This window comes from Pseudomonas sp. NBRC 111131, from assembly GCF_001320525.1.
In the GTDB taxonomy this organism is placed as follows: Bacteria; Pseudomonadota; Gammaproteobacteria; order Pseudomonadales; family Pseudomonadaceae; genus Aquipseudomonas; species Aquipseudomonas ceruminis.
The window spans coordinates 1-22958 of record NZ_BCBH01000034.1 but is presented as its reverse complement, the minus strand read 5'-3'; the positions used below and the strand labels follow the sequence as shown (position 1 = coordinate 22958).

Sequence of the window (22958 nt, the reverse complement as noted above, 5' to 3'; positions counted from 1 at the left end):
GCGTGGTCAGTCGAATTCAGTGGCTCTGCCCATGCCAGGGCACCAGTTTGCGCTGCAGGGCGCGCAGGCCCATCTCCAGGGCAAAGGCGATCAGGGCAATCAGCAGGATGCCCAGCACCACCACATCGGTGACCAGGAACTGCGCCGCCGATTGCACCATGAAGCCCAGGCCGCTGGTGGCGGCGATCAACTCGGCCGCGACCAGTGTCGACCAGCCCACACCCAGGCCGATGCGAATGCCCGTGAGGATGTCGGGCAGGGCACTGGGCAGGATCACGTGGCGGATCAACTGCGCCTTGGTGGCGCCCAGAGACTGCGCGGCGCGCAGCTTGGCTGGGTCGACAGTGCGCACACCGGTGGCGGTGGCGATGGCAATCGGCGCAAAGATTGCCAGGTAGATCAGCAGCACCTTGGACAGCTCACCGATACCGCACCAGATGACAATCAGCGGCAGGTAGGCCAGCGGCGGAATCGGCCGGTAGAACTCGATCAGCGGGTCGAGGATGCCGCGGGCAACGCGGTTGTAGCCGATCGCGATACCGACCGGGATGGCGGTCAGGGTGGCGGCGACCAAGGCAAGGCCGATGCGGCCCAGGCTTGCACCCAGGTGCTGCCACAGGCTGGCGTCCATGTAGCCTTGGGTGAGCAAGGTCCAGGCTCTGGCCAGGATGTCGCCAGGCGAAGGCAGGAACAGGGGTTCGATCCAGCCGGCGGCGGTCACCAGCCACCAGACCAGCAACAGGCTGGCCAGGGTCAGGGTGCTGATCCAGCGGGTGGACAGCTGACGGCGGGCCTTTGCGGCTGGCCGGGGTTGAGTGTCGTGCTTGCCGGCGACCGGCAGATCCAGGCTGCTCATGCGCGCTCCTGCAGGCTTTGGCGTTGGGAGAACACCCGCGCCAGCACATGCTCGCGGGTTTCGATGAAACGTGGGTCGGACTTGATCGCCCGAGCCGACTCACCGGCGGCGTAGCGCTGGCCGAAGTCCAGTTGCAGGCGCTCGACCACATGGCCGGGGTTGGGCGCCAGCAGCACCAGCTCACTGGCGAGGAACACGGCTTCCTCGATGTCGTGGGTAATCAGGAACACTGGTTTGGCGGTGCGCTGCCAGACTTGCAGCAACAGCTCCTGCATCTGCTCACGGGTAAAGGCATCAAGCGCACCGAAGGGTTCGTCCATCAGCAGAACCCTCGGGTCGGCCGCCAGTGCGCGGGCCAGGCCCACGCGCTGCTTCTGGCCGCCGGACAATTGCCAGATACGCCGCTCGCCAAACCCATCGAGGTCGACCAGTGCGAGCATTTCACGGGCCTTGGCTTCCCGTTGTGGGCGTGGCACGCCGGCCAGCTCAAGACCGAAGGCGACATTGCCCAGTACGTTCTGCCACGGCAGCAGGGCATCGTCCTGAAACACCACGCCGCGTTCGGCACCGGGGCCTTGCACCGGCACGCCGTCGAGGGTGATGCGCCCGCCGCTGGGGGCGACGAAGCCGGCAATCAGGTTGAGCAGCGAAGTCTTGCCGCTGCCCGATGGCCCCAGGGCCACCAGCAGCTGGCGTGGGCCCAGGCTCAGGTTGATGTCGGCCAGCACCGGGGTGCTGGCGCCGGGGTACTGTGCGCTGATGCGCTCCAGCTCGAGCAAGGCCATGACAGGCTCCGGATCAATTAGGAAGGAACATTCAATTGGGCAGGAATTTTGCGCTCACGTACGGCGAGTAGTCCGGCAGTACGGCGTCGACCTTGCCTTGTTGCTTGAGGAAGTTGGCGGTGTCGGTCAGCGCTTTGGTGGTTGGTGCGCCCAGCGCGTTGGCTTGGTCGGCCACCAGCGGGTAGACGTTGCCTTCCAGCAGCACCGGGATATCGCTGGCCTTGGCACCGGACAGTTTGGCCAGCTTGGTCACGTTGTTCTGATCGGCCAGCCAGGCTTTTGGGTCCTTGCGGTAGTCGGCGTAGGCGTCGAGGGTGACCTTGGCAAAGGCCTTGACCACGTCGGGGTGCTTCTGGGCAAAGTCCTTGCGCACGATCCATGCGTCGAAGGTCGGTGCGCCTTTTTCGGCCAGCTCGCCGGAGGTAATCAGCACCTTGCCGTTTTCCTTCGCCACACCCAGGGCTGGGTCCCAGACGTAGGTGGCATCGATGTCGCCGCGCTTCCAGGCGGCAATGATCGCTGGGGGTGCAAGGTTGAGGATCTGCACCTTGGATGGGTCGATGTTCCAGCTCTTGAGCGCTGCCAGCAGGCTGTAATGGCCGGTGGAAACGAACGGTACGGCGACTTTCTTGCCGATCAGGTCTTGTGGGGTCTTGATGCTGTCGCGGGCGACCAGTGCCTCGCCAGCGCCAATCTGGGTGGCGATCAGGAAGGTCTCGACCGGCAGCTTGCGGGTCGCGGCAGCGGCCAACGGGCTGGAGCCCAGGTAACCAATCTGCACGTCGCCGCTGGCAACGGCGGTGATCACGTCGGCACCGTTATCGAACTTGCGCCAGGCGATATCCGCCTTGCTGGCTTTTTCATAGGCGCCGTCGGCCTGAGCCACCTTGGCTGGGTCGACGGTGGTCTGGTAGGCAACGGTCAGGTCGGCAGCCTGTGCCAACCAGCTGGTGCCGGCGAGGGTCAGGGCGGCGAACAGGCGCAGGGGCGCGTGCGGGATCATGGTTGAACCTCTCGTCAGCAATCAGTGGGGTGGATGGCGAGAGACTAAATGATCTAAGAAATGTTAAATAAATAACGTTTTAGAATTAGCTTAGGAGCCAAATGCCTTAAGCGTGGAAGGGGTTGCCCCGACCTCAATGGCGAAATTTCGGTGGGCTGCTAGGCTTGGCCCCTTCACAGAACGATGAGGAATAAGGTTATGAGCAATCGTTTGCAAATAACCTAACGTTATCAGAAGCCCCTGCCGATACAGCTTTTGGCAGTAATGGTTCCGAACATATTCCGTAAAAATCTTACAAATTCATAAAACGGTCATTTTGGATTTATAGGATTGTCATTATCCTGTAGCGCAGGTGGCGTCTTAGACCAAAGTCGTGAAATGTTCAGTAACGATTGACTTATTGGTCACAGTTTGGGACTAAATCGCCAATCCACGGTGAGCGGGGCAGTAGATCCCACCGCCAGAGATACACAAGAATTAGAACGTAGAGGAGCAAAACATGTACAAGTCCAGCCTGGCTCTGGCCGTGGCACTGGGGGTTCTCGCCCAACAAGCAGGCGCTGCCGGTTTTGTAGAGGACAGCAAGCTGTCCCTCAGCTCGCGCACCATGTACTTCAACAACGACAACCGTGACGGCGGCGCTGACAACCGTGAATCGGGTCAGGGCTTCAAGCTCGACTACCTGTCCGGTTTCACCGAAGGCACCGTTGGCTTCGGTGTCGACGTCCAGGCCCTGTGGGGTATTCACCTGGATGGCGGCCGTGGCAAGCACCCTGACAACAGCTCCTTCTTCCCGAGCGACACCGACGGCTCTGCGGTAAGCCAGTGGGCGCGCGTGGGTGGTAATGCCAAGGCACGTTTCTCCAAGACCGAGGTTCACTACGGTAGCGCCCTGGCGCCGAACCTGCCGATCCTGGTTTCCAACGATGGTCGTCTGCTGCCGCAGACCTTCGAGGGTGGCACCATCCAGTCGAAGGAAATCGACAACCTGACCATCAACGCCGGTCAGCTGACCCACGCCATGGGCCGTGCTTCGAGCAACCGCACCGGCCTGTCGGTCAACGGCGGTACCCAGGACAGCAACAAATTCCGTTACGGCGGCCTGGACTACAAGCTCACCAAAGACCTGACCCTGCAGTACTACTACTCGAACCTGGAAGACTACTACAAGCAGCACTTCCTGGGCCTGACCCACGTGTTCCAGATCGATCAGGACCAATCGTTCAAGACTGACCTGCGCTACTTCGACAGCAGCAGCGATGGCAAGAACGGTGACGCCGGCTACCGCTTCAACAACAACGGCGGCTACGCCCGCAACGCTGGCGAGGTCGATAACAAGACCTGGTCCGCGATGTTCACCTACACCCTGGGTGGCCATGCGCTGATGCTCGGTCACCAGCGCGTGAACGACGACGGTGGTTTCGTCTGGCTGAACCAGGGCAGCGTAGTTGACGGCAACGGCCGCAACGAAGGCGCCGGCGGTTCGAGCTTCTACCTGTTCACCGACAGCATGATCAACCAGTTCGCCAAGGCCGGTGAAAACACCACCTTCGGTCAGTACTCGTATGACTTCGCGCGTCTGGGCGTGCCAGGCCTGAAAGCCTCCATCGCCTACCTCAAGGGCGAAGACGGCAAGAACGCCAACGGCAACGGTACCTTCAGCGAATGGGAACGTGACGCTCGCGTCGACTACGTTATCCAGGAAGGCACCTTCAAGGGCCTGGGCGCCAGCCTGCGTCACGGCGTATACCGTGGCACTGGCACCAGCTCGCTGGCTGACCAGGATCAGACCCGTCTGATCTTCAACTACACTTACAACTTTCTGTAAGCCGTAGCTGCAGCAGAAGAGCCTCGCCTGGTGCGAGGCTTTTTTATGCCTGCAATTTCTTGTTCCTTATGGTTATAAATAAATCAGTATTTATTCTTTTTATTTTTAATCAGATGCAGGCACATTGAACCTCACAAGGCCAGAACACAGCACAGGAGCCGCACCCCATGAGCCTCAAACTCGGCGATATCGCCCCCGACTTCGAACAGGATTCCAGCGAAGGCAAGATCCGCTTCCACGAATGGCTCGGCAACAGCTGGGGTGTGCTGTTCTCCCACCCGGCCGACTTCACGCCGGTGTGCACCACTGAGCTGGGCCTGACCGCCAAGCTCAAGGATGACTTCGCCAAGCGCGGGGTCAAGGCCATTGCCCTGTCGGTGGACCCGGTCGACTCGCACCATCGCTGGATCGAAGACATCAACGAGACCCAGAACACCGTGGTCAACTTCCCGATCATCGCCGACGCCGACCGCAAGGTGTCCGAGCTGTACGATCTGATCCACCCCAACGCCAACGACACGCTGACTGTGCGTTCGCTGTTCGTCATCGACCCCAACAAGAAGGTGCGCCTGACCATTACCTATCCGGCCAGTACCGGGCGCAACTTCAACGAGATCCTGCGGGTGATCGACTCGCTGCAGCTCACTGACAACCACAAGGTCGCCACACCAGGTAACTGGCAGGACGGCGACGACGTGGTGATCGTGCCTTCGCTCAAGGACGAAGAAGAGATCAAGCAGCGCTTCCCCAAAGGTTATCGCGCTGTGAAACCGTATCTGCGGCTGACCCCGCAACCTAACCGTTAACGCATTCCTCGTTGCATTGCTCTTAGCCATAGCAGGGATTTTCGGGCCGTTTCGACGGCCCTTTTTTATGCCTGCACGCTTTAGTCCGCAGCCGGTGGAAGAGGCCGGCTTTTACGTGAGGCGTGCTATCTGTCGATAAAAGCAAAATGGAATAAACAAATGAAAAAATATGATTTCTAGATATATAACCGGGCTGGTAATGTCACCCCAACAAAACACAAGGAAGCGCTCCAATGCTGGTCGTCTCAATCGGTGGTAGCCCCAGTACCCGTTCACGCTCCGGCGTGCTGCTCGAGCGTTCGCGCCAGTGGCTGCAGGACCGTGGCGTAGAGGTGGTGAGCTTCCAGGTGCGTGACTTTCCAGCCGAGGACTTGCTCCATGCGCGCTTCGACAGCCCGCAGGTGCAGCACTTCCAGCAACTGGTAGCCCAGGCCGACGGCCTGGTGGTGGCAACCCCGGTATACAAGGCGTCGTTCGCCGGAGCCCTGAAGACGTTGCTCGACCTGCTGCCCGAGCGCTCACTGGAACACAAGATCGTGCTGCCCATCGCCACCGGTGGCAGCATCGCCCACATGCTGGCGGTGGATTACGCGTTGAAGCCGGTGCTGTCGGCACTCAAGGCCCAAGAGACCCTGCAAGGGATCTTTGCCGACGACAGCCAGATCGCCTACGGAGAAGGCGCGAAGCCAGCCCAGCTGGCACCCGCTCTGGAAGAGCGCTTGCACGATTCGCTGGAAACATTCCACGTCGCCCTGGCCCGTCGGCCGCGCCCCGTGGCACCTGGTGTACTCAATGAACGCCTGATCAGCGCCCGCTGGAGCATCTGACCCGGCCTTACCGCTGTACCACCTTACTCGCCCGTCAACGAGGCAAGCAGGTGCAACCCGAACCCCATTCGCACAGGAGAGCGCCATGCGCACAGTCTTCTTGCGTCGCGGTCTGGTCGCCCTGTTTGCGGCGGCTGTATCTTTCGGCGCCATTACCCAAGCCCAGGCAGAAAGCCTGCGTATCGGTTATCAGAAATACGGCACCCTGGTGCTGCTCAAGGCCAAGGGTACGCTGGAAAAGCGCCTGGCCGAGCAGGGTGTACAGGTGCAGTGGACCGAGTTTCCCGGCGGCCCGCAGTTGCTTGAAGGCTTGAACGTCGGCTCGATCGACTTTGGCGTTACCGGCGAGACGCCCCCTGTATTTGCCCAGGCGGCCGGCGCCGATCTGCTCTACGTCGCCTACGAGCCACCTGCGCCCCACAGCGAAGCCATCCTGGTGCCCAAGGGTTCGCCGATTCAGTCGGTGAAGGAACTCAAAGGCAAGAAGGTCGCCTTGAACAAAGGTTCCAACGTGCACTACCTGCTGGTGCGCGCGCTGGAAGACGCTGGCCTGAAATACAGCGACATCCAGCCTGTCTACCTGCCCCCATCCGATGCCCGCGCCGCCTTCGAGCGTGGCAGCGTCGATGCCTGGGTCATCTGGGACCCGTACCAGGCGGCTGCCGAGCAGCAGCTGCAGGCACGCACCCTGCGTGACGGCCAGGGCCTGGTCGACAACCACCAGTTCTACCTGGCCACGCGCAACTACGCCACCCAGCACCCTGCGGTGATCAGCGCCCTGATCGAAGAAGTCCGTGCTGTGGGTGAATGGTCCCAGGCCAACCCGCAACAAGTGACCGACCAGGTTGCGCCGCTGCTGGGCCTGCCCGCCGACATCACCCTGACCTCGGTCAAGCGCCAAGGCTACGGAGCCGCGCCGCTGACGCCCGAGGTGGTAGCCGCGCAACAGAAAATCGCCGACACCTTCCAGGCGCTCAAGCTGATACCCAAGCCGCTGAGCATCAAGGACGTGATCTGGACACCCCCAGCCAAGGTCGCCAGCGCGCCTTGATCGATTCGCCTGCGCCGGGGCGCCGCTCCGGCTTGAGCCACCCTTGAGGAGACAACTCCAATGAGCCTTAATATTTTCTGGTTCCTCCCTACCCACGGTGACGGCAAGTACCTGGGCACTTCCGACGGCGCCCGCGCAGTCGATCACGGCTACCTGCAGCAGATTGCCCAGGCTGCCGACCGCCTTGGTTTTGGCGGTGTGCTGATCCCCACCGGGCGCTCCTGCGAGGACTCCTGGCTGGTGGCCGCGTCGCTGATCCCGGTTACCGAACGCCTGAAGTTCCTGGTGGCCCTGCGCCCAGGCATCATTTCGCCAACCGTGGCTGCGCGCCAGGCCGCCACGCTGGACCGCCTGTCCAACGGCCGTGCGCTGTTCAACCTGGTGACCGGCGGTGACCCGGACGAACTGGCCGGCGACGGCCTGCACCTGAACCACCAGGAGCGCTACGAAGCCTCGGTCGAGTTCACCCGCATCTGGCGCAAGGTACTGGAAGGCGAAAACGTCGATTACGACGGCAAGCACATTCAGGTCAAAGGCGCCAAGCTGCTGTATCCGCCGGTCCAGCAACCACGTCCGCCGCTGTATTTCGGCGGCTCGTCCGAAGCCGCCCAGGACCTCGCCGCCGAGCAGGTCGAGCTGTACCTGACCTGGGGCGAGCCACCGGCAGCCGTTGCCGAAAAGATCGCCCAGGTGCGCGAGAAGGCCGCTGCCCAAGGCCGGGAAGTACGCTTTGGTATCCGCCTGCATGTGATCGTGCGGGAAACCAACGAAGAAGCCTGGGCTGCCGCTGACCGCCTGATCTCGCACCTGGACGATGACACTATCGCCCGTGCCCAGGCGTCGCTGGCACGCTTCGACTCGGTGGGCCAGCAGCGCATGGCTGCCCTGCATGGTGGCAACCGCGACAACCTGGAAGTCAGCCCCAACCTGTGGGCGGGTGTCGGCCTGGTGCGTGGTGGTGCCGGTACCGCGCTGGTCGGCGATGGCCCGACCGTCGCGGCCCGGGTCAAGGAGTACGCGGACCTGGGTATCGATACCTTCATCTTCTCGGGTTACCCACACCTGGAAGAGTCCTACCGCGTGGCCGAGCTGCTGTTCCCGCACATCGACGTGCAGCGCCCGGAGCAACCGAAGACCGGCGGCTATGTGAGCCCCTTCGGCGAGATGGTAGCCAACGACATCCTGCCCAAGTCCGTGTCGCAGAGCTGAGGGCCGGGTCATGAGTCGTGCAACTTCCTCCACCCTGACCCAGCGCCTGGCGCCGTGGGCGCTGCCAGTCCTGCTGCTGGCAGCCTGGCAACTGGCAGTCAGCGCTGGCTGGCTTTCGACCCGCATCCTGCCGGCACCTAGCGCGGTGGTCAGTGCCGGTGTAGAGCTGGTGCGCAGTGGTGAAATCTGGACCCACCTGGCCATCAGCGGCTGGCGTGCCGGCCTGGGCTTTCTGATCGGCGGCAGCATCGGCCTGGTGCTGGGCTTCATCACCGGCCTGTCGAACTGGGGCGAACGCCTGCTCGACAGCTCGGTGCAGATGATCCGCAACGTGCCTCACCTGGCGCTGATCCCACTGGTGATCCTGTGGTTCGGTATCGACGAGTCGGCGAAGATCTTCCTGGTCGCGCTGGGCACGCTGTTCCCGATCTACCTGAACACCTACCACGGTATCCGCAACGTCGACCCGGCGCTGGTGGAGATGGCGCGTAGCTATGGCCTGTCCGGTTTCGGCCTGTTCCGCCAGGTGATCCTGCCGGGTGCACTGCCTTCGATCCTGGTCGGTGTGCGCTTCGCCCTGGGCTTCATGTGGCTGACCCTGATCGTTGCCGAGACCATTTCGGCCAACGCCGGCATCGGCTACCTGGCGATGAATGCCCGTGAATTCCTGCAAACCGACGTGGTGGTACTGGCCATCGTCCTGTATGCCGTGCTCGGCAAGCTCGCCGACCTCGCCGCCCGCGGCCTGGAACGTGTCTGGTTGCGCTGGCACCCGGCCTACCAAGTGGCCAAGAAGGAGGGCGCATGACCGTGCTCAAGGAACAACCACCACGCCTGTTACGCGGCATCCCGCTGGCCTCCAATGGCCTGCGCAAGACCTTTGGCCAGCGCGAAGTGCTGCGCGGTATCGACCTGCACATTCCGGCCGGCCAGTTTGTCGCCATCGTTGGCCGCAGCGGCTGTGGCAAGAGCACCTTGCTGCGCCTGCTGGCCGGGCTCGACCAACCCACGGCCGGTGAATTGCTGGCCGGTGCCGCGCCGCTGGCCGAGGCGCGGGAAGAAACCCGCCTGATGTTCCAGGATGCGCGCTTGCTGCCCTGGAAAAAGGTGATCGACAACGTCGGCCTGGGCCTCAAAGGCGACTGGCGCCAGCGGGCGCTGGATGCCCTGGAAGCGGTTGGCCTGGCCGACCGGGCCAATGAATGGCCGGCTGCGTTGTCCGGTGGCCAGAAGCAGCGTGTCGCCCTGGCCCGGGCATTGATCCACCAGCCGCGCTTACTGCTGCTGGATGAACCGCTCGGCGCCCTGGACGCCCTGACCCGTATCGAGATGCAGCAGCTGATCGAACGCCTGTGGCGTCAGCATGGTTTCACCGTGCTGCTGGTCACGCACGACGTCAATGAAGCCGTCGCCGTGGCCGACCGGGTGATCCTGATCGAGGACGGCGAAGTCGGCCTGGACCTCAACGTTGACCTGGCACGACCAAGGGCGCGTGGTTCGCACCGCCTGGCCGCGCTGGAAAGCGAAGTACTCAACCGTGTTCTGTCGGTCCCGGGCACCCCGCCCGAACCGGATCCTGTAGCCCCTCTGCCCACGCAATTGCGTTGGGCGCACTGAACCCCAGAAGCCAAAGAGAAGGAATCAAGTCATGACTATCAAAGCGATCAACGTCCGCAACCAGTTCAAAGGCACTGTGAAAGAAATCCTCGAAGGCCCGGTACTGTCGGAAATCGACGTACAGACCGCCTCCGGTATCGTCACTTCGGTGATTACCACGCGCTCGGTAAAAGAGCTGGAGCTGCAGGTGGGCAGTGAAGTGATTGCCTTCGTGAAGTCGACCGAGGTGTCCATCGCCAAGCTGTGATGGCAATGGCGGCGCCTGGCAACCCAACCGCGGGCCTTGACCGCGATTGGGCCGCCAGGCGGCCCTACCCTTAAGTGCTAAGCGGGTCGCAGTCCGCCAAAGAGGCTGTTGGCTTGGCTTTGCGTAAGGGCGCCGCGCCAGGCGCCCGCGCCCAGGTTGCGTTCGTGGGCAAGCTTGATGTGACCGGCCTCGAGCCGCGCAAAGCCTTGTGCTGGCCGGTGCTTGAAGTGAAAGTGCGCATACCAGAGAGGGCTGTCAGTGGCCGCATCGTCGATGCGGTACTCCTCCAGATACTCAATAGGCTCCCCCTTCCTGTTCCTGGCCGGTTCCAGCACCCGTGACCAGCTGATCCGCACCTCCCCTTGGCTTTGCAGGTAATCCAGATGACCAGGCTCAGGGCGCTGCGTGGCTTTGACCTGATCGATGCGTAATTGCCTGCCCACCCTGCGCATCTGGGCTGCAGCGCTTTCCAGGCGACCTGGGAGCTGGCGCTGCGCCTCGGTCAACGCGGCCTCTCCCCGGCGGGCGATGTCCCGCGCCAATTCCTCCAGCGTCGTGGCATAACCATTGGCCAAGTCTTCCAGGCTGGCGGGGGTCATGTTCAATGCCTTGTACTGCTGCAGCTTGGCTTGCTGCGCAGTCACCTCTGCCAATCGCGTCCTGGCACTGGCCTCCAGCACTGTAAGCTCAGCGGTAGGTGATGCGGGCTGCGCGGTGCGGGGTTGCCACAGGTTATCGGCGGCGCGGGAAAAGGTAATGTGTGTTTCCTGGTTCAGCCTGTTGCCCACTTGCATTTGCGGCTGGCCGTCGAGGGTAACTTCACGGCCGATCAACAGCTGCTGGTCCACGGTTTCGAACAGACGCGGCCTGCTCGGCCCGTGTTTGACGGTTGGCGTTCGCTTGATCGGCGCGGAGGCCAAAATCTGGGCCTCGACTTCGCCGATCAGTGTGCTCAGCGCCTGGTGCATACGCCGGGTGGTTTGCGTGTCGATGTAGCGAGGAAAGTCATCCTGCCAACTGGTCATGTAATTGTAAAAGCGTTGATAGCCGTCTTTGAGCTGGCGTAGGAAGCGGTGTTCCTGGGCGCGGCTCAGGCCAGCGCTCGGCAGATCATGATGGCTGAACAATAGGCTTCGCAGGTCGCTGATTTGCTGGTTCACCTGGCGTAGCATCAACAGGTAGTCATAGCTTGGCTGACCCAGCACCCTGACGATTCTGGCGGCTTCGATGGCAAGCCGTACAGCGCGGTACCCGTTCGGGTCCATTGGCATGTCCAACCGTTGGAGTGCTTGCTGGTAGACGGTGAGTTCGCTGCCGCGCAGCAGATGGGTGACCCTGGTCACCCGCTGGAACTCGACTTCGAGCTTGCCGAGCGTCTGGCACAGGCCCTCCTGTACATGACGTATCTCTTGCAGTTGCTTCAGGGGAGAGGTGGGGGTGGCGTCCAGGGCGCGTTCGAGCCGCATGGTCAGGGTGAACGCATCCTGCATCTGGAGTTGAAGCTGCCGGATCAGCTTAGGGTGCTGCCTGCCCAGGTTGAAGGCCAGCTCGTTGTGCATGGCTTGATAATGACGACCCAACTCTGGCCTGATCCTGCGCAATTTTTCCAGACTTTGCTCATGAAACGTCACAAAGGCCTCCAACTGCTCGGCAGACTCATGCAGCGCACGCCTGATGGTCCCGGGGGAAGCGGGTGTGCCTTGAGGGCCGTTGGGTCCCACCCCGCGTACGGTGTTCCAGGCCGAGATTTTTTCGATGAGCTTGGCTTGGTGGGCGCGGCGGCCATTGTCGATCTCTAGTACCACTTGCCTTGGCGAGGCCAGCGAGGGTTGGCGGCCAAGGTAGCCGCGCAGGTGCTGCCAGCCCTGCTGGTACAGCCTGCTGAGGTAGGCACCGCCACCGGCCAGCCCGCCGTCGATGATACGCCCGCTCAGGCTGCCGTGGGGCTGCCAGGTGCCCAACTCGTCGAGTTTTACAGGCTGCTTGTAGCTGCGTGCTGCGCCTTCTTTGAGGCGCCAGGTGCGATAGGTGGTGTCCCACTCGACCTGATAGTGCAGCCCGTGGCGAACGATGAATTCGTTTCCGGTTTCGGCATGTCGGTAGACACCTTTGCCGTGAACCCCGGGGTGGTCGTGCCAATGGCCTGAGGGTGCTTCGGTTTCATAACCGCTGAAGGGGTCGGGGCGCCCGCGGCGTGTCACAGTGGTGGGCCGCAATCCGTCCAAGCGCTGACGCAAGTGGGTGCGCTTGCGTGCCAGTGCACTGGACGAGCGCGACACAACTGCGGCAGGCACCACATCGAAGAGCGCATCGACCAACGACAGGAACACGCTGTTCAGGTGCTCGACCCCTTCGCCCGGGCTACCCCGCAGGAACGCCTCCACGCTCGCGTTGGCGGCGCTCCAGCCATCGTAAAGGGCAATCGCGGCACCTACCCCAGGCACGAAGCCCAGCGCCAGTTTGAGGTAGTCGTATACCCGCCCGTGGCGGATCGCCTCGCGCTCCAGGTACAGGTCGATCTGGCTGCGCGAGGAGGCGCGGTGTTCGAGGATGAGCCGGCCCATCAGCTGGTCGGCCCGCACCTGGGCGAGCGGCTCTGAACGGGCAGTGCCCACCCCGATAAAACCGGTGAAGGGTGTGAGCAAGGCCTGGTTTATATAGGACAGGTGCGTGCTTGTGTCGCCCTCCAACGGGCGGCTGGCAAGGTATGTGCGCATGGCCTCGTCGATGGCCATGTCCGCGAGCGCCAGGCATGCCTGCTCGCTGTCTTCGTACTGGGTGATGACCTTGCCATTGGGTGCGTCGGGCAATAGCAGCAGGCATGGCCCGCTCGCTGGTTTTAGCAGAAAGATGCCCGATAGCGGCACGCGGTCGCTGCTACCGTCTGCAGCAACGCCGGGCCGCAGGTCGAGTGCACAGTGCTCGATGGTGCGGGTAAGCGTAGTGTCCTGCTGTTCGCGGCAGAACTGCTCGAAGACACCCATGCCGTGTGCATCCAGGGTATGGGGCCGGCTCAGTAGCAGGATATTGAGCTGATGCTCGAAGGGCGCACGGAGTATTTCCTGGCGCCATTGTGCTTGCCAATCAGATTGAGCTGCGCTGCCCCTGAAGGTATCGCGTATCTGCTGTTCGTAGGCGCCTGCCGCATCCAGCGTCTGCACCAGGTTGGCAATGTAGCTGTGATTGAGCGTTTGCTGCAGGCCAGGCGTCGCCGCGGCGTTTTCGATCACGATGTTGGCGTTGCCCAGGCGCAAGGTCAGGTCGTCGTTCAATGCCCAGAGCAGAAATTGCTCAAGGGGCACAAGACTGCGTTCTGCACTGAACGTCGTGACCTCTTTGTAGGCATTGGGGAAACCGGACTCCGGTAACGGCACACGTTGCTTGCCGGTTCGGTCGGCGATGTCCAGTTTGATTCGAGGCACCGTTTCCAGGTTGAGCGTTTGACGCAGGTGGCTGTTCATCAGGTTGCGGGAAAACTGCCCGCGCTCAGGCAGGTCTCTAGCCAGCAAGCTGCTCGAAGCCTGCATGCTGGCGCGCAAGGCTTCGAACTGCGCCGCCAGTGCGTCGCGCTGGGGGGCAGTAAGGTGGCTCAGTGAATGCAGCCGGGTGTGCAGGTTGGCGGTGCGGTTACGCTCGGCCAACCGTTCGAACGCTTGGGTCCTGGCAGCGTTGTTGCTGGCGCCCAGTTTCCATCGCAGTTGCAGTTGCGAGGCAGGCTCGGCCTGGGTCAGCAGGGCCAGGTGGGTTGAGGCCAAATAGTCGAAAACGTGGCTGGTGATGGGTTCGCTGACCAGGGCTGGCGTATGCTCGCCGCTGTCTATCAGTGTGAGAAGCGCATCGATGTCCTGCGGCCAGGCGCTTTCCAGCAGCACTTCTGGCCAGGCGCCTTGCAACGTGTTCAGCAGTCGCTCGAACAGCTGGGCTTGGTCCGGGTAACAGGCCAGGCCGCCGTCGTGCCCGGGTTTGTAGAGCAGCACCGCAGTGTCGGCGTCATCCGCAGTGTCAGGGTGCATCGTCCTGAGGGTGATGAAGCCGGTCAAGGCCCAGGTGCGGGTACCCACCACCAGTTTCAGCGCGCAGGGTACGACTTGCCGCTCAAGGCTTAGGTTGGGCTGTTCCACCAACTGGCGAACCCATTGCAGGTGTGGCTCGCTCAGGTCGCCCAGGCGATGCTGGAACTCGGCTTCCAGTAGCAAGGCTTTGGCAAAGTGCTGGCTGAGATGCTCGAACCGGCTGCTATCGCCGTCGGCCTGCCCCCACGCTTCGGCGGTGGCCGTCTCCGGCACTGCGGCCAGCAGTTGTTGCAGGGCGCTGTCTTGGGCGTCCAGCTTCGCTTGGTGGGTCTGCAGCTCGGCCAGGCGCGCAGAGCCGGGCTCTGCATCATCGCCCAGATAGGCTGCCAGCAGCTGTTCCTGGCGCTCGATGCGCTGCTTGCGCCAGCCGAGCGGCAAACGTTCGTCGAGCGAATCGAAATGCACCTCGTCCTGCGCCAACGCTTCATCGGCACTGACCAGCTGAGCCAGCTCCTCGCTCAATGCGTCGGGCAGCTCGACGTGCAGTTGTATACCCAGGTCGGTTGGCTGCGCGTGGGCCAGCATGCTGTTCAGCAGGCCGGCGAAGCCATCCCCCGGGCGCGCGATGACGGTGATGAACGTGCTGTCGCTGTCGCTGGCGAGCGCGGCGGGCGGGGTGCGCCACAGGCGGTTCCGATGCTTGTGGGCCCATTGCAGCAAGGCCGCTTCGCTGGGGAAGGCGCGTACCGGATTGTGGGCATCTGGCCGGTACAGCAGCCAGGGCTCGTCATCGTCAGTGGGCGTGATCAGCAGCGCAGTGGGGCAGGCCCCTATGGGAACGCCCGGTTGATGCCAGTGCAGCTGCGCATACTGGCTGTCGCTGCCCAGCTGACCCAGGTTCCAGGCTTTCGCAGCTATTCGCTCAAACCCGTAGTTGAGGTCCAGCGCGCTATGGAAATGCGCCTGCAACTGCTTCTCGGCAAAAGCCCTGCGTGCTATCGATTGCCCAGGCATGCGTGCGTCCCAGAAGCTGGCGTGCCCGGGCGATGGCTGCAACGACGCTTGTTTGAAAACGCTGTTCAGCGCCTTGACCGCCTTGCGTCGCCGCAGGTCGGCCTGGCCGAGGGCATTCCCGCGCCCGGCGGTAATCCACGGGGTCGTTGGCAGGGGCAGGGGGCTGGTGAGGTCATCCAGGCCGATGGGCGTCGTGTCGGCTGACGAGTCGAAGGATTGGGGCATGGTCGTGATCCACGTTGGGCTGAGAGCTGGAAAGGAGCGCCCATTTCAACGTCCGACCGAAGGCGAACTGCGTTATATGTTGCTCGTTCAGTGTCTGTGGCGTTTATTCAGAAACGGCGGCAGGTAGAGCCCCAGATACGCCTCGAATACCCGCATGCCTTCCTCTGCCATACGCGGGGTGATTTGTTCATGCAGCTGCATCGAGCGGGCATACACCCGGTCGCTCAACTCCATGGCCAAGGCAAATACATCGACATCGGTCGGCATCATCGGCAGTTGGAAGTGCTGGTCGAACAGCCTGTGCATCAGCTCGCCCAGCTCCATGTCGTGCAGACGGTCTGCCTGCACCACCTCGCTCAGGCCGTGCTGCGCCAGAATCAACTGCCGCGCGGCGGCATCCTCGTTGTAGATGTCGAGCATGCGCTGCTCGATCAACCGCGAAAGCTCATGCCAGGAGTTGAATGCACTGCTGTCGATCGGCGCGCTCAATGCCTCGCGAAACGCCCGGTGCACATCGGCCGTCAGCGCCTCCAGCAGCGCCGGAACGCTGGCGAAGAAGTGGTACACCGACGACGGTGGAATCTGCGCCCGCTCGGCCACGCTATAGATCGACAACGCTGCCACCCCTTGCCCGGCCAATAGCTCGCGCGCTGCGGCCAGGATCGCGTCGATCCTGGCCTGGCTGCTGGCGCGTGGCTTGCGCGCGGTGGCGGTGCGGCTCATCAGTTGCTGATCGCCAGGATGCTGGCCTGATAGGCACCGACGAACAGGTCGAAGTCGCCGACTTCCTGCTGCTCCAGGCGCGACTGCTCTGCCAGCGAGTCGCGGGCCAGGGCCTCGTAGGCCTGCTGGCGCTCGGCTGGCAGCGGCTGCTCGCGGAAGGTTTCGGCATGGATGCGGCTTTGGCGCAGTGAGAACTGGACGAAGCTTTCGTCATGTTCGGTCATACGTGCCAGCACCTGGGCAGAAGGGGTCAGCGAAGCATCGTCGACCTTGGCCTGCTGAGCCTCCAGGGCCTTGGCATGTTCTTCGCCACCGTGGGCCTGGTCGAGCAGCTCGGCCAGTTGCCCGATGCGGCCAATCAGTTCGCTGGCCCAGGCCTTGAGCGCAACCGGCTGCCCGTCGCGGTGCAACTGCAGGCCCGGGCGCCGACCTTCCTTGACCACCGCAAGGAAGTTGCTGGTGCACTGGCCACATTCGCCGTTGTCCAGCTGTGGGCTGTCTTCCAGGGCGCAGAACAGCAGGAACGCATCGAGGAAGCGTGCCTCGGTCAGGTCGATCCCTACCGGCAGGAACGGGTTGATGTCCAGGCAACGCACCTCGACATACTGTACGCCGCGCGAGGACAGGGCCTGGATTGGCCGTTCGCCGGTATAGGTGACGCGCTTGGGACGGATGTTCGAGTAGTACTCGTTCTCGATCTGCAGGATGTTGGTGTTCAGCTGCACCCACTCGCCGTCAACATGGGTGCCGATCTCGACATACGGCGGGTAGGGCGTGCCCACCGCCTTGCGCAGGCTGTCGGTATAGCTGGCCAGGTTGTTGTAGCAAGGTGTGAGGCCGGCCTGGGCGTTGCTCTGGTAACCCAGGTCGCTCATGCGCAGGCTGGTGGCGTAGGGCAGGAACAGGGTTTCGGCGTCCAGTTCTTCGAGCTGGTGCGGGCGGCCGCGCAGGAAGCCTTTGTCCAGTGCCGGCGAGGCGCCGAACAGGTACATCAGCAGCCAGCTGTAGCGGCGGAAGTTGCGGATCAAGGCAATGTAGGCCGAGGACTGGAAGTCGCGGTCGCTTTCTTCACTGCCTTCGGCGGCGCGCAGCAATGGCCACAGCGCCTCTGGCAACGAGAAGTTGTAGTGGATGCCGGCAATGCACTGCATGGTGCGGCCGTAGCGCAGGGCGAGGCCCTTGCGGTAGACGTGCTTGAGCTTGCCGATGTTCGAGGTGCCGTACTCGGCGATCGGGATATCCTCCTCGGCCGGCAGTGTGCACGGCATCGATGGGCTCCACAGGTACTCGTCGGCGAGCTTGCTGTAGACGAAGCGGTGGGTTTGCTCGAGGTTTTCGAGCACCTTGGCCGGGTCGGGCAGCGCCGGGGTGATGAACTCCAGCAGCGACTCGGAATAATCGGTGGTGATCTGCTCGTTGGTCAGCGCCGAACCCAGGTTTTCAGGATGCGGGGTCTGGGCCAGGCGACCTTCGTCGGTCACGCGCAGGCATTCGCGCTCAATACCGTGCAGGCACTGCTTGAGCAGGGGAAGATTGGCGCCGAGCAGGCTCAGGCGGCGGTTGAGGAGGTCGCTCAAGATGGATTCCTTCACGCATCAGTCGCCCCAATATGGGGGTAGAGTTGACGGTCTACAAGGGTAGGAAGAAAGGAACTGGCGTTGTCGCCTGGTTTACGCGGTTCCGGCAGTGCCAGCGCACTGCCGAAAAATACCGCAGATACCGCTTGGTGAGCTAGAGAACCGCAAAGGTTCCTTGCGCTTTTGCCACCAGCTTGTCGCCTTGGACTACGTCGGCGTCGACCACCAGGGTGCGGCGCCCAGCGTGCAGAACGCGGGCGGTGCACAGCACCTCCCCGTCGCTGATCGCACGCATGTAGTTGATCTTGCATTCGATGGTTACGCTCTGCTGGTCGAAGCCATGGCTGGCCGAGCAGGCCAGCCCCATGGCGATGTCCACCAGGCTGAAGATGGCCCCGCCGTGCAGCTTCTGGCCACGGTTACGCAGGTGCGGCTCCAGCGCCAGGGCTACCTCTGCTACCCCTGTGTCCAGGCGTTGCAGGCGGCAGCCGAGGAGCTGGCTGTAGGCGCTTTCCACGAGCTCCTTGGGGATGTCCATCACTTCTTCTTCAGTTGCTTGGCGTTGGCGAACAGCGCAGCCATGGCGTTGTTGGCCGGGGCGGCGGTGGCGGTTTCACGCTGGCGCGGTGCCTGCTGCTGGCGGTTGCCGCCGTTGCCACGGTTGCCGCCACGGTTACCCTCGACCTTTTCGCCCGGCGTGTCGCTCATGCGCATGGACAGGCCGACGCGCTTGCGCGGGATGTCCACCTCCATGACCTTGACCTTGACCACGTCACCGGCCTTTACCGCTTCGCGAGGGTCCTTGACGAACTTCTCCGACAACGCCGAAATGTGCACCAGGCCGTCCTGGTGTACGCCGATGTCGACGAAGGCACCGAAGTTGGTGACGTTGGTGACCACGCCTTCGAGGATCATGCCGGGCTCCAGGTCCTTGAGGTCCTCGACGCCGTCCTGGAAGGTTGCGGTCTTGAACTCGGGGCGCGGGTCGCGGCCGGGTTTGTCCAGTTCCTGCAGGATGTCGGTGACGGTCGGCAGGCCGAAGGTCTCGTCGGTGAACTTTTTCGGGTCGAGGCGCTTGAGGAAGCCGCTGTCGCCAATCAGCGAGCGGATGTCACGGTCGGTGTCGGCGGCGATGCGCTGCACCAGCGGGTAGGCCTCGGGGTGAACGGCAGAGGCGTCCAGCGGGTTGTCGCCGTTCATCACGCGCAGGAAGCCGGCGGCTTGCTCGAAGGTTTTTTCGCCCAGGCGGCTGACTTTTTTCAACGCAGCACGGGTAGCGAACGGGCCATTGGCATCGCGGTGGGCGACGATGTTCTGCGCCAAGGTGGCATTGAGGCCGGAGATGCGGGTCAGCAGGGCCACCGAGGCAGTGTTCACGTCTACGCCCACGGCGTTCACGCAGTCCTCGACCACGGCGTCCAGGCCACGGGCCAGTTTTACCTGGGAGACATCATGCTGGTACTGGCCGACACCGATGGATTTCGGGTCGATCTTCACCAGTTCGGCGAGCGGGTCCTGCAGGCGGCGGGCAATCGACACGGCGCCACGGATCGACACGTCCAGGTCCGGGAATTCACGGGCGGCCAGTTCCGACGCCGAATACACCGAAGCACCGGCTTCGGACACCATGATCTTGGTGATCTTCAGCGCAGGGTACTTTTTGACCAGTTCGGCGATCAACTTGTCGCTCTCGCGGCTGGCGGTGCCGTTGCCGATGGCGATCAGCTCTACCGAATGCTTGGCGCACAGGGCGGCAAGTACCGAGATCGTGCGGTCCCAGTCGTTTTTCGGCGCATGGGGGTAGACGGTGGCGGTATCCAGCAGTTTGCCGGTGGCATCGACTACCGCAACCTTGCAGCCAGTGCGCAGGCCCGGGTCGAAGCCCAGGGTGGCACGCGGGCCGGCGGGGGCGGCCAGCAGCAGGTCGTGCAGGTTGTGGGCGAAGACGTTGATCGCCTCGCCTTCGGCGTTGTCACGCAGTTCGCCGAACAGGTCGGTTTCCAGGTGGGTATACAGCTTGACCTTCCAGGTCCAGCGCACCACTTCGGCCAGCCACTTGTCGGCCGGGCGGTTGCGGTTTTCCAGGCCGAAGTGATTGCCGATCATCACCTCGCACGGGTGCAGGGTGCCCGGCAGCTCTTCGCCGACCTTGAGCGAGGCGCTCAGCACGCCTTCGTTGCGGCCACGGAAAATCGCCAGGGCGCGGTGCGACGGTGCGCTGCGCAGCAACTCGTCATGGGCGAAGTAATCACGGAACTTGGCGCCTTCTTCTTCTTTACCTGCCACCACGCGGGCGCTGAGCACCGCTTCCTGCTTGAGGAAACCTCGCAGCTTGTCGAGCAGGGCGGCGTCTTCGGCGAAGCGCTCCATGAGGATGTACTTGGCGCCCTCCAGGGCAGCCTTGACGTCGGCGACGCCTTTTTCGGCATCGACGAAGCGCGCTGCTTCGCTTTCCGGAACCCGTTGCGGGTCGTTGAACAAGCCGTCGGCCAGCTCGCCGAGGCCGGCTTCGAGGGCAATCTGGCCTTTGGTGCGGCGCTTCTGCTTATAGGGCAGGTAGAGGTCTTCGAGGCGGGTCTTGGTGTCGGCCAGCTTGATTTCGCGGGCCAGTTCAGGGGTCAGCTTGCCTTGTTCCTCGATGCTGGAGAGGATGCTGGCGCGGCGATCGTCGAGTTCGCGCAGGTAGCGCAGGCGCTCTTCCAGGTGGCGCAACTGGGTGTCGTCCAGGCTACCGGTCACTTCCTTGCGGTAACGGGCGATGAAGGGCACGGTCGAGCCTTCGTCCAACAGGCCCACGGCCGCCTCGACCTGTTGTGGGCGTACGCCCAGTTCCTCGGCGATACGGCTGTTGATGCTGTCCATGTAAACCACCTGACAATTGTGAAAACGGGGGCCGCAAGGTGCTGTCTGGCCCAGCGGCGCTGGAGGAAAGCCGGGCATTATACCCATCGGCGCCGGCTTGCGGTGATGGCGCCAGGCCAGCGGAACCGCCTGGGAACTGGCGTCGGGGGAAAAATCTGCTAACAATGCTCACGGCACGCGTGGCAGTGGCTACGCCATAATGCGCGGCGATATCAGAGGAGTTATTCATGACCGGCACCGCAAACACCGCTGAAGGTGACAAGATTCTCATCGTCGACGACGATCCGGGGCTCAGCAGCCTGCTGGAACGTTTCTTCACCAGCAAGGGCTACCGTGCCCGTGCGGTGCCCAATACCGAACAGATGGACCGCCTGCTGCAGCGCGAGGTGTTCAACCTGGTGGTGCTCGACCTGATGCTGCCAGGGGAAGATGGCCTGACAGCGTGCAAGCGCCTGCGCCAGTCGAACAACCAGATCCCGATCATCATGCTCACCGCCAAGGGCGACGAGCTCAGCCGCATCAAGGGGCTGGAACTGGGCGCCGACGACTACCTGGGCAAGCCGTTCAACCCGGACGAGCTGATGGCGCGGGTCAAGGCCGTGCTGCGCCGCCAGGCGCCGAGCGTGCCGGGTGCCCCGGGCAGCGAAGACGAGTCGGTCACGTTCGGCGATTACGAGCTTTCGCTGGCCACCCGCGAGCTCAAGCGCGGCGATGAAGTGCACATGCTCACCACCGGCGAGTTCGCGGTGCTCAAGGCGCTGGTAATGCACGCCCGCGAGCCGCTGACCCGCGACAAGCTGATGAACCTGGCCCGTGGTCGTGAATGGGATGCCCTGGAGCGCTCCATCGACGTACAGATCTCGCGCCTGCGCCGCATGATCGAACCGGACCCTTCCAAGCCGCGCTATATCCAGACCGTCTGGGGCGTGGGCTATGTCTTCGTGCCAGACGGAAACGCCGGCAAATGATGCCGCGCCGTCGATGAAAACACCGCTCTGGTTCCCGCAAAGCTTCTTCGCCCGCACGCTGTGGCTGGTGCTGATCGTTGTCCTGTTCTCCAAGGCGCTGACCCTGGTCTACCTGCTGATGAACGAGGACGTGCTGGTCGATCGGCAATACAGCCATGGTGTCGCGCTGACCCTGCGTGCCTATTGGGCAGCGGACGAAGAAAACCGCGACAAGATTGCCGAAGCCGCAGGCCTGATCCGGGTGACCGGCTCTGGTGTTCCGGAAGGCGAACAACACTGGCCTTACAGCGAAATCTACCAGCGGCAGATGCAGGCCGAGCTGGGCGAAGACACTGAAGTACGCTTGCGCATCCATGCACCGCCGGCATTGTGGGTGAATGCGCCCAGCCTTGGCCCTGGCTGGCTGAAAGTGCCGCTGTACCCGCACCCGCTGCGTGGCCAGAAAATCTGGAACGTGCTCGGCTGGTTCCTGGCTATTGGCCTGCTGTCTACCGCGTCGGCCTGGATCTTCGTTCGCCAACTCAACCAGCCGCTCAAGCGCCTGGTATTCGCTGCCCGCCAGTTAGGCCAGGGCCGTAGCGTGCGGTTACCGATCAGTGATACACCGAGCGAGATGACCGAGGTCTATCGGGCGTTCAACCAGATGGCCGAGGACGTCGAGCAGGCCGGGCGTGAGCGCGAGCTGATGCTGGCCGGTGTTTCCCACGACCTGCGCACGCCGCTGACACGCCTGCGGCTGTCGTTGTCATTGCTGGGCAGCGACAGCGAGCTGAGCGACGACATGGTGCGCGACATCGAGGATATGGACGCGATTCTCGACCAGTTCCTGGCCTTTATCCGCGATGGCCGCGACGAACCGGTAGAAGAAGTCGACCTGGCTGACCTGGTGCGCGAGGTGGTGGCGCCGTACAACCAACCGGACGAGCGTGTGCGCCTGTGCCTGGAGCCAATCCCGCCGTTCCCGCTGCGCCGTGTTTCGCTCAAGCGCATGCTGGGCAACCTGATTGGCAATGCCCTGCATCATGCGGGCAAGGGGGTCGAGGTGGCTGCTTATGTCTCGGGCGATGAGAGTGCGCCCTATGTGGTGCTCAGCGTGCTTGACCGAGGCACCGGGATCGACGAGTCGGAGCTGGAAACCATCTTCAACCCGTTCATTCGCGGCGACCGTGCCCGAGGTGGCAAAGGCACTGGCTTGGGGCTGGCGATCGTCAAGCGGATTGCAGCGCAACATGGCGGGAATGTGGAATTGCGTAACAGGTCTGGCGGTGGGATCGAGGCGCGGGTGCGCTTGCCGTTGGGGCTTTTACTGCCGCGAAACGCTGTTTGATCTGTACCGGCATTTTCTGG

General features: G+C 63.0%; 18 protein-coding genes. 10 read left to right on the top strand and 8 right to left on the bottom strand.

Annotated elements, in window-relative coordinates; all coding sequences use genetic code 11:
• Positions 1 to 16: 16 nt before the first annotated feature.
• From tauC to tauA, 3 genes are read right to left on the bottom strand one after another with little or no spacing between them, the layout of a single operon-like run.
• Positions 17 to 856, bottom strand: a complete 840-nt coding sequence (gene tauC, locus APH34_RS23265; RefSeq protein WP_054903138.1) for a taurine ABC transporter permease TauC — start codon at positions 854 to 856, stop codon at positions 17 to 19.
• Positions 853 to 1641, bottom strand: coding sequence for a taurine ABC transporter ATP-binding subunit (gene tauB, locus APH34_RS23260; RefSeq protein WP_054903137.1), 789 nt, complete (start codon positions 1639 to 1641; stop codon positions 853 to 855). The genes tauC and tauB overlap by 4 nt, the downstream gene beginning before the upstream one ends.
• A gap of 31 nt (positions 1642 to 1672) precedes the next feature.
• Positions 1673 to 2644, bottom strand: coding sequence for a taurine ABC transporter substrate-binding protein (gene tauA / locus APH34_RS23255; protein WP_054903136.1), 972 nt, complete (start codon positions 2642 to 2644; stop codon positions 1673 to 1675).
• A 499-nt stretch (positions 2645 to 3143) separates the two neighbouring features.
• On the opposite strand from tauA, the gene APH34_RS23250 reads away from it, so the two are divergent.
• The 8 genes from APH34_RS23250 (at position 3144) to APH34_RS23215 (ending at position 10229) form a co-directional block, all read left to right on the top strand.
• Complete coding sequence (locus APH34_RS23250; protein ID WP_054903135.1) at positions 3144 to 4472, top strand: OprD family porin; 1329 nt, start codon at positions 3144 to 3146, stop codon at positions 4470 to 4472.
• Positions 4473 to 4639: 167 nt separating this feature from the next.
• Positions 4640 to 5278, top strand: a complete 639-nt coding sequence (locus APH34_RS23245; RefSeq protein ID WP_054903134.1) for a peroxiredoxin — start codon at positions 4640 to 4642, stop codon at positions 5276 to 5278.
• 233 nt (positions 5279 to 5511) lie between these two features.
• Complete coding sequence (gene ssuE, locus APH34_RS23240; protein WP_054903133.1) at positions 5512 to 6105, top strand: NADPH-dependent FMN reductase; 594 nt, start codon at positions 5512 to 5514, stop codon at positions 6103 to 6105.
• 85 nt (positions 6106 to 6190) lie between these two features.
• A complete protein-coding gene (locus APH34_RS23235; RefSeq protein WP_054903132.1) occupies positions 6191 to 7156 on the top strand; it encodes a sulfonate ABC transporter substrate-binding protein in 966 nt (321 codons plus the stop codon).
• A 60-nt stretch (positions 7157 to 7216) separates the two neighbouring features.
• A complete protein-coding gene (gene ssuD, locus APH34_RS23230) occupies positions 7217 to 8365 on the top strand; it encodes an FMNH2-dependent alkanesulfonate monooxygenase (protein ID WP_054903131.1) in 1149 nt (382 codons plus the stop codon).
• A gap of 10 nt (positions 8366 to 8375) precedes the next feature.
• Complete coding sequence (ssuC, locus tag APH34_RS23225) at positions 8376 to 9173, top strand: aliphatic sulfonate ABC transporter permease SsuC (RefSeq protein ID WP_054903130.1); 798 nt, start codon at positions 8376 to 8378, stop codon at positions 9171 to 9173.
• Positions 9170 to 9982: an aliphatic sulfonates ABC transporter ATP-binding protein gene (gene ssuB, locus APH34_RS23220; protein WP_054903129.1), complete on the top strand. Its 813-nt coding sequence runs from the start codon at positions 9170 to 9172 to the stop codon at positions 9980 to 9982. The genes ssuC and ssuB overlap by 4 nt, the downstream gene beginning before the upstream one ends.
• Positions 9983 to 10013: 31 nt before the next feature.
• Complete coding sequence (locus tag APH34_RS23215; RefSeq protein WP_008095172.1) at positions 10014 to 10229, top strand: molybdopterin-binding protein; 216 nt, start codon at positions 10014 to 10016, stop codon at positions 10227 to 10229.
• A gap of 77 nt (positions 10230 to 10306) precedes the next feature.
• Here the strand turns inward: APH34_RS23215 and APH34_RS23210 are convergent, their stop codons facing one another.
• From APH34_RS23210 to APH34_RS23190, 5 genes are all read right to left on the bottom strand, one after another.
• Positions 10307 to 15481 carry a dermonecrotic toxin domain-containing protein gene (locus APH34_RS23210; protein WP_054903128.1) on the bottom strand — a complete coding sequence of 1725 codons (5175 nt, stop codon included), beginning with the start codon at positions 15479 to 15481 and terminating at the stop codon, positions 10307 to 10309.
• An 87-nt stretch (positions 15482 to 15568) separates the two neighbouring features.
• Positions 15569 to 16204: a TetR/AcrR family transcriptional regulator gene (locus APH34_RS23205; protein ID WP_054903127.1), complete on the bottom strand. Its 636-nt coding sequence runs from the start codon at positions 16202 to 16204 to the stop codon at positions 15569 to 15571.
• Entirely contained in the window at positions 16204 to 17781 is a 1578-nt protein-coding gene (gene gshA, locus APH34_RS23200; protein ID WP_176515532.1) for a glutamate--cysteine ligase, read from the bottom strand. The genes APH34_RS23205 and gshA overlap by 1 nt, the downstream gene beginning before the upstream one ends.
• 154 nt (positions 17782 to 17935) lie before the next feature.
• The gene (locus APH34_RS23195; RefSeq protein WP_054903125.1) at positions 17936 to 18319 is read right to left on the bottom strand and encodes a PaaI family thioesterase; all 384 of its coding nucleotides are present in this window, start codon (positions 18317 to 18319) and stop codon (positions 17936 to 17938) included.
• Positions 18319 to 20643, bottom strand: a complete 2325-nt coding sequence (locus APH34_RS23190; RefSeq protein WP_054903124.1) for a Tex family protein — start codon at positions 20641 to 20643, stop codon at positions 18319 to 18321. The genes APH34_RS23195 and APH34_RS23190 overlap by 1 nt, the downstream gene beginning before the upstream one ends.
• 227 nt (positions 20644 to 20870) lie before the next feature.
• Between APH34_RS23190 and ompR the strand changes: the two genes are divergently transcribed.
• Together ompR and APH34_RS23180 are read left to right on the top strand one after the other, a co-directional pair.
• On the top strand, positions 20871 to 21611 hold the full coding sequence (ompR, locus tag APH34_RS23185) for a two-component system response regulator OmpR (RefSeq protein ID WP_054903123.1): 741 nt from the start codon (positions 20871 to 20873) through the stop codon (positions 21609 to 21611).
• A 13-nt stretch (positions 21612 to 21624) separates the two neighbouring features.
• Positions 21625 to 22938 carry an ATP-binding protein gene (locus tag APH34_RS23180; protein WP_054903122.1) on the top strand — a complete coding sequence of 438 codons (1314 nt, stop codon included), beginning with the start codon at positions 21625 to 21627 and terminating at the stop codon, positions 22936 to 22938.
• Positions 22939 to 22958 lie beyond the last annotated feature (20 nt).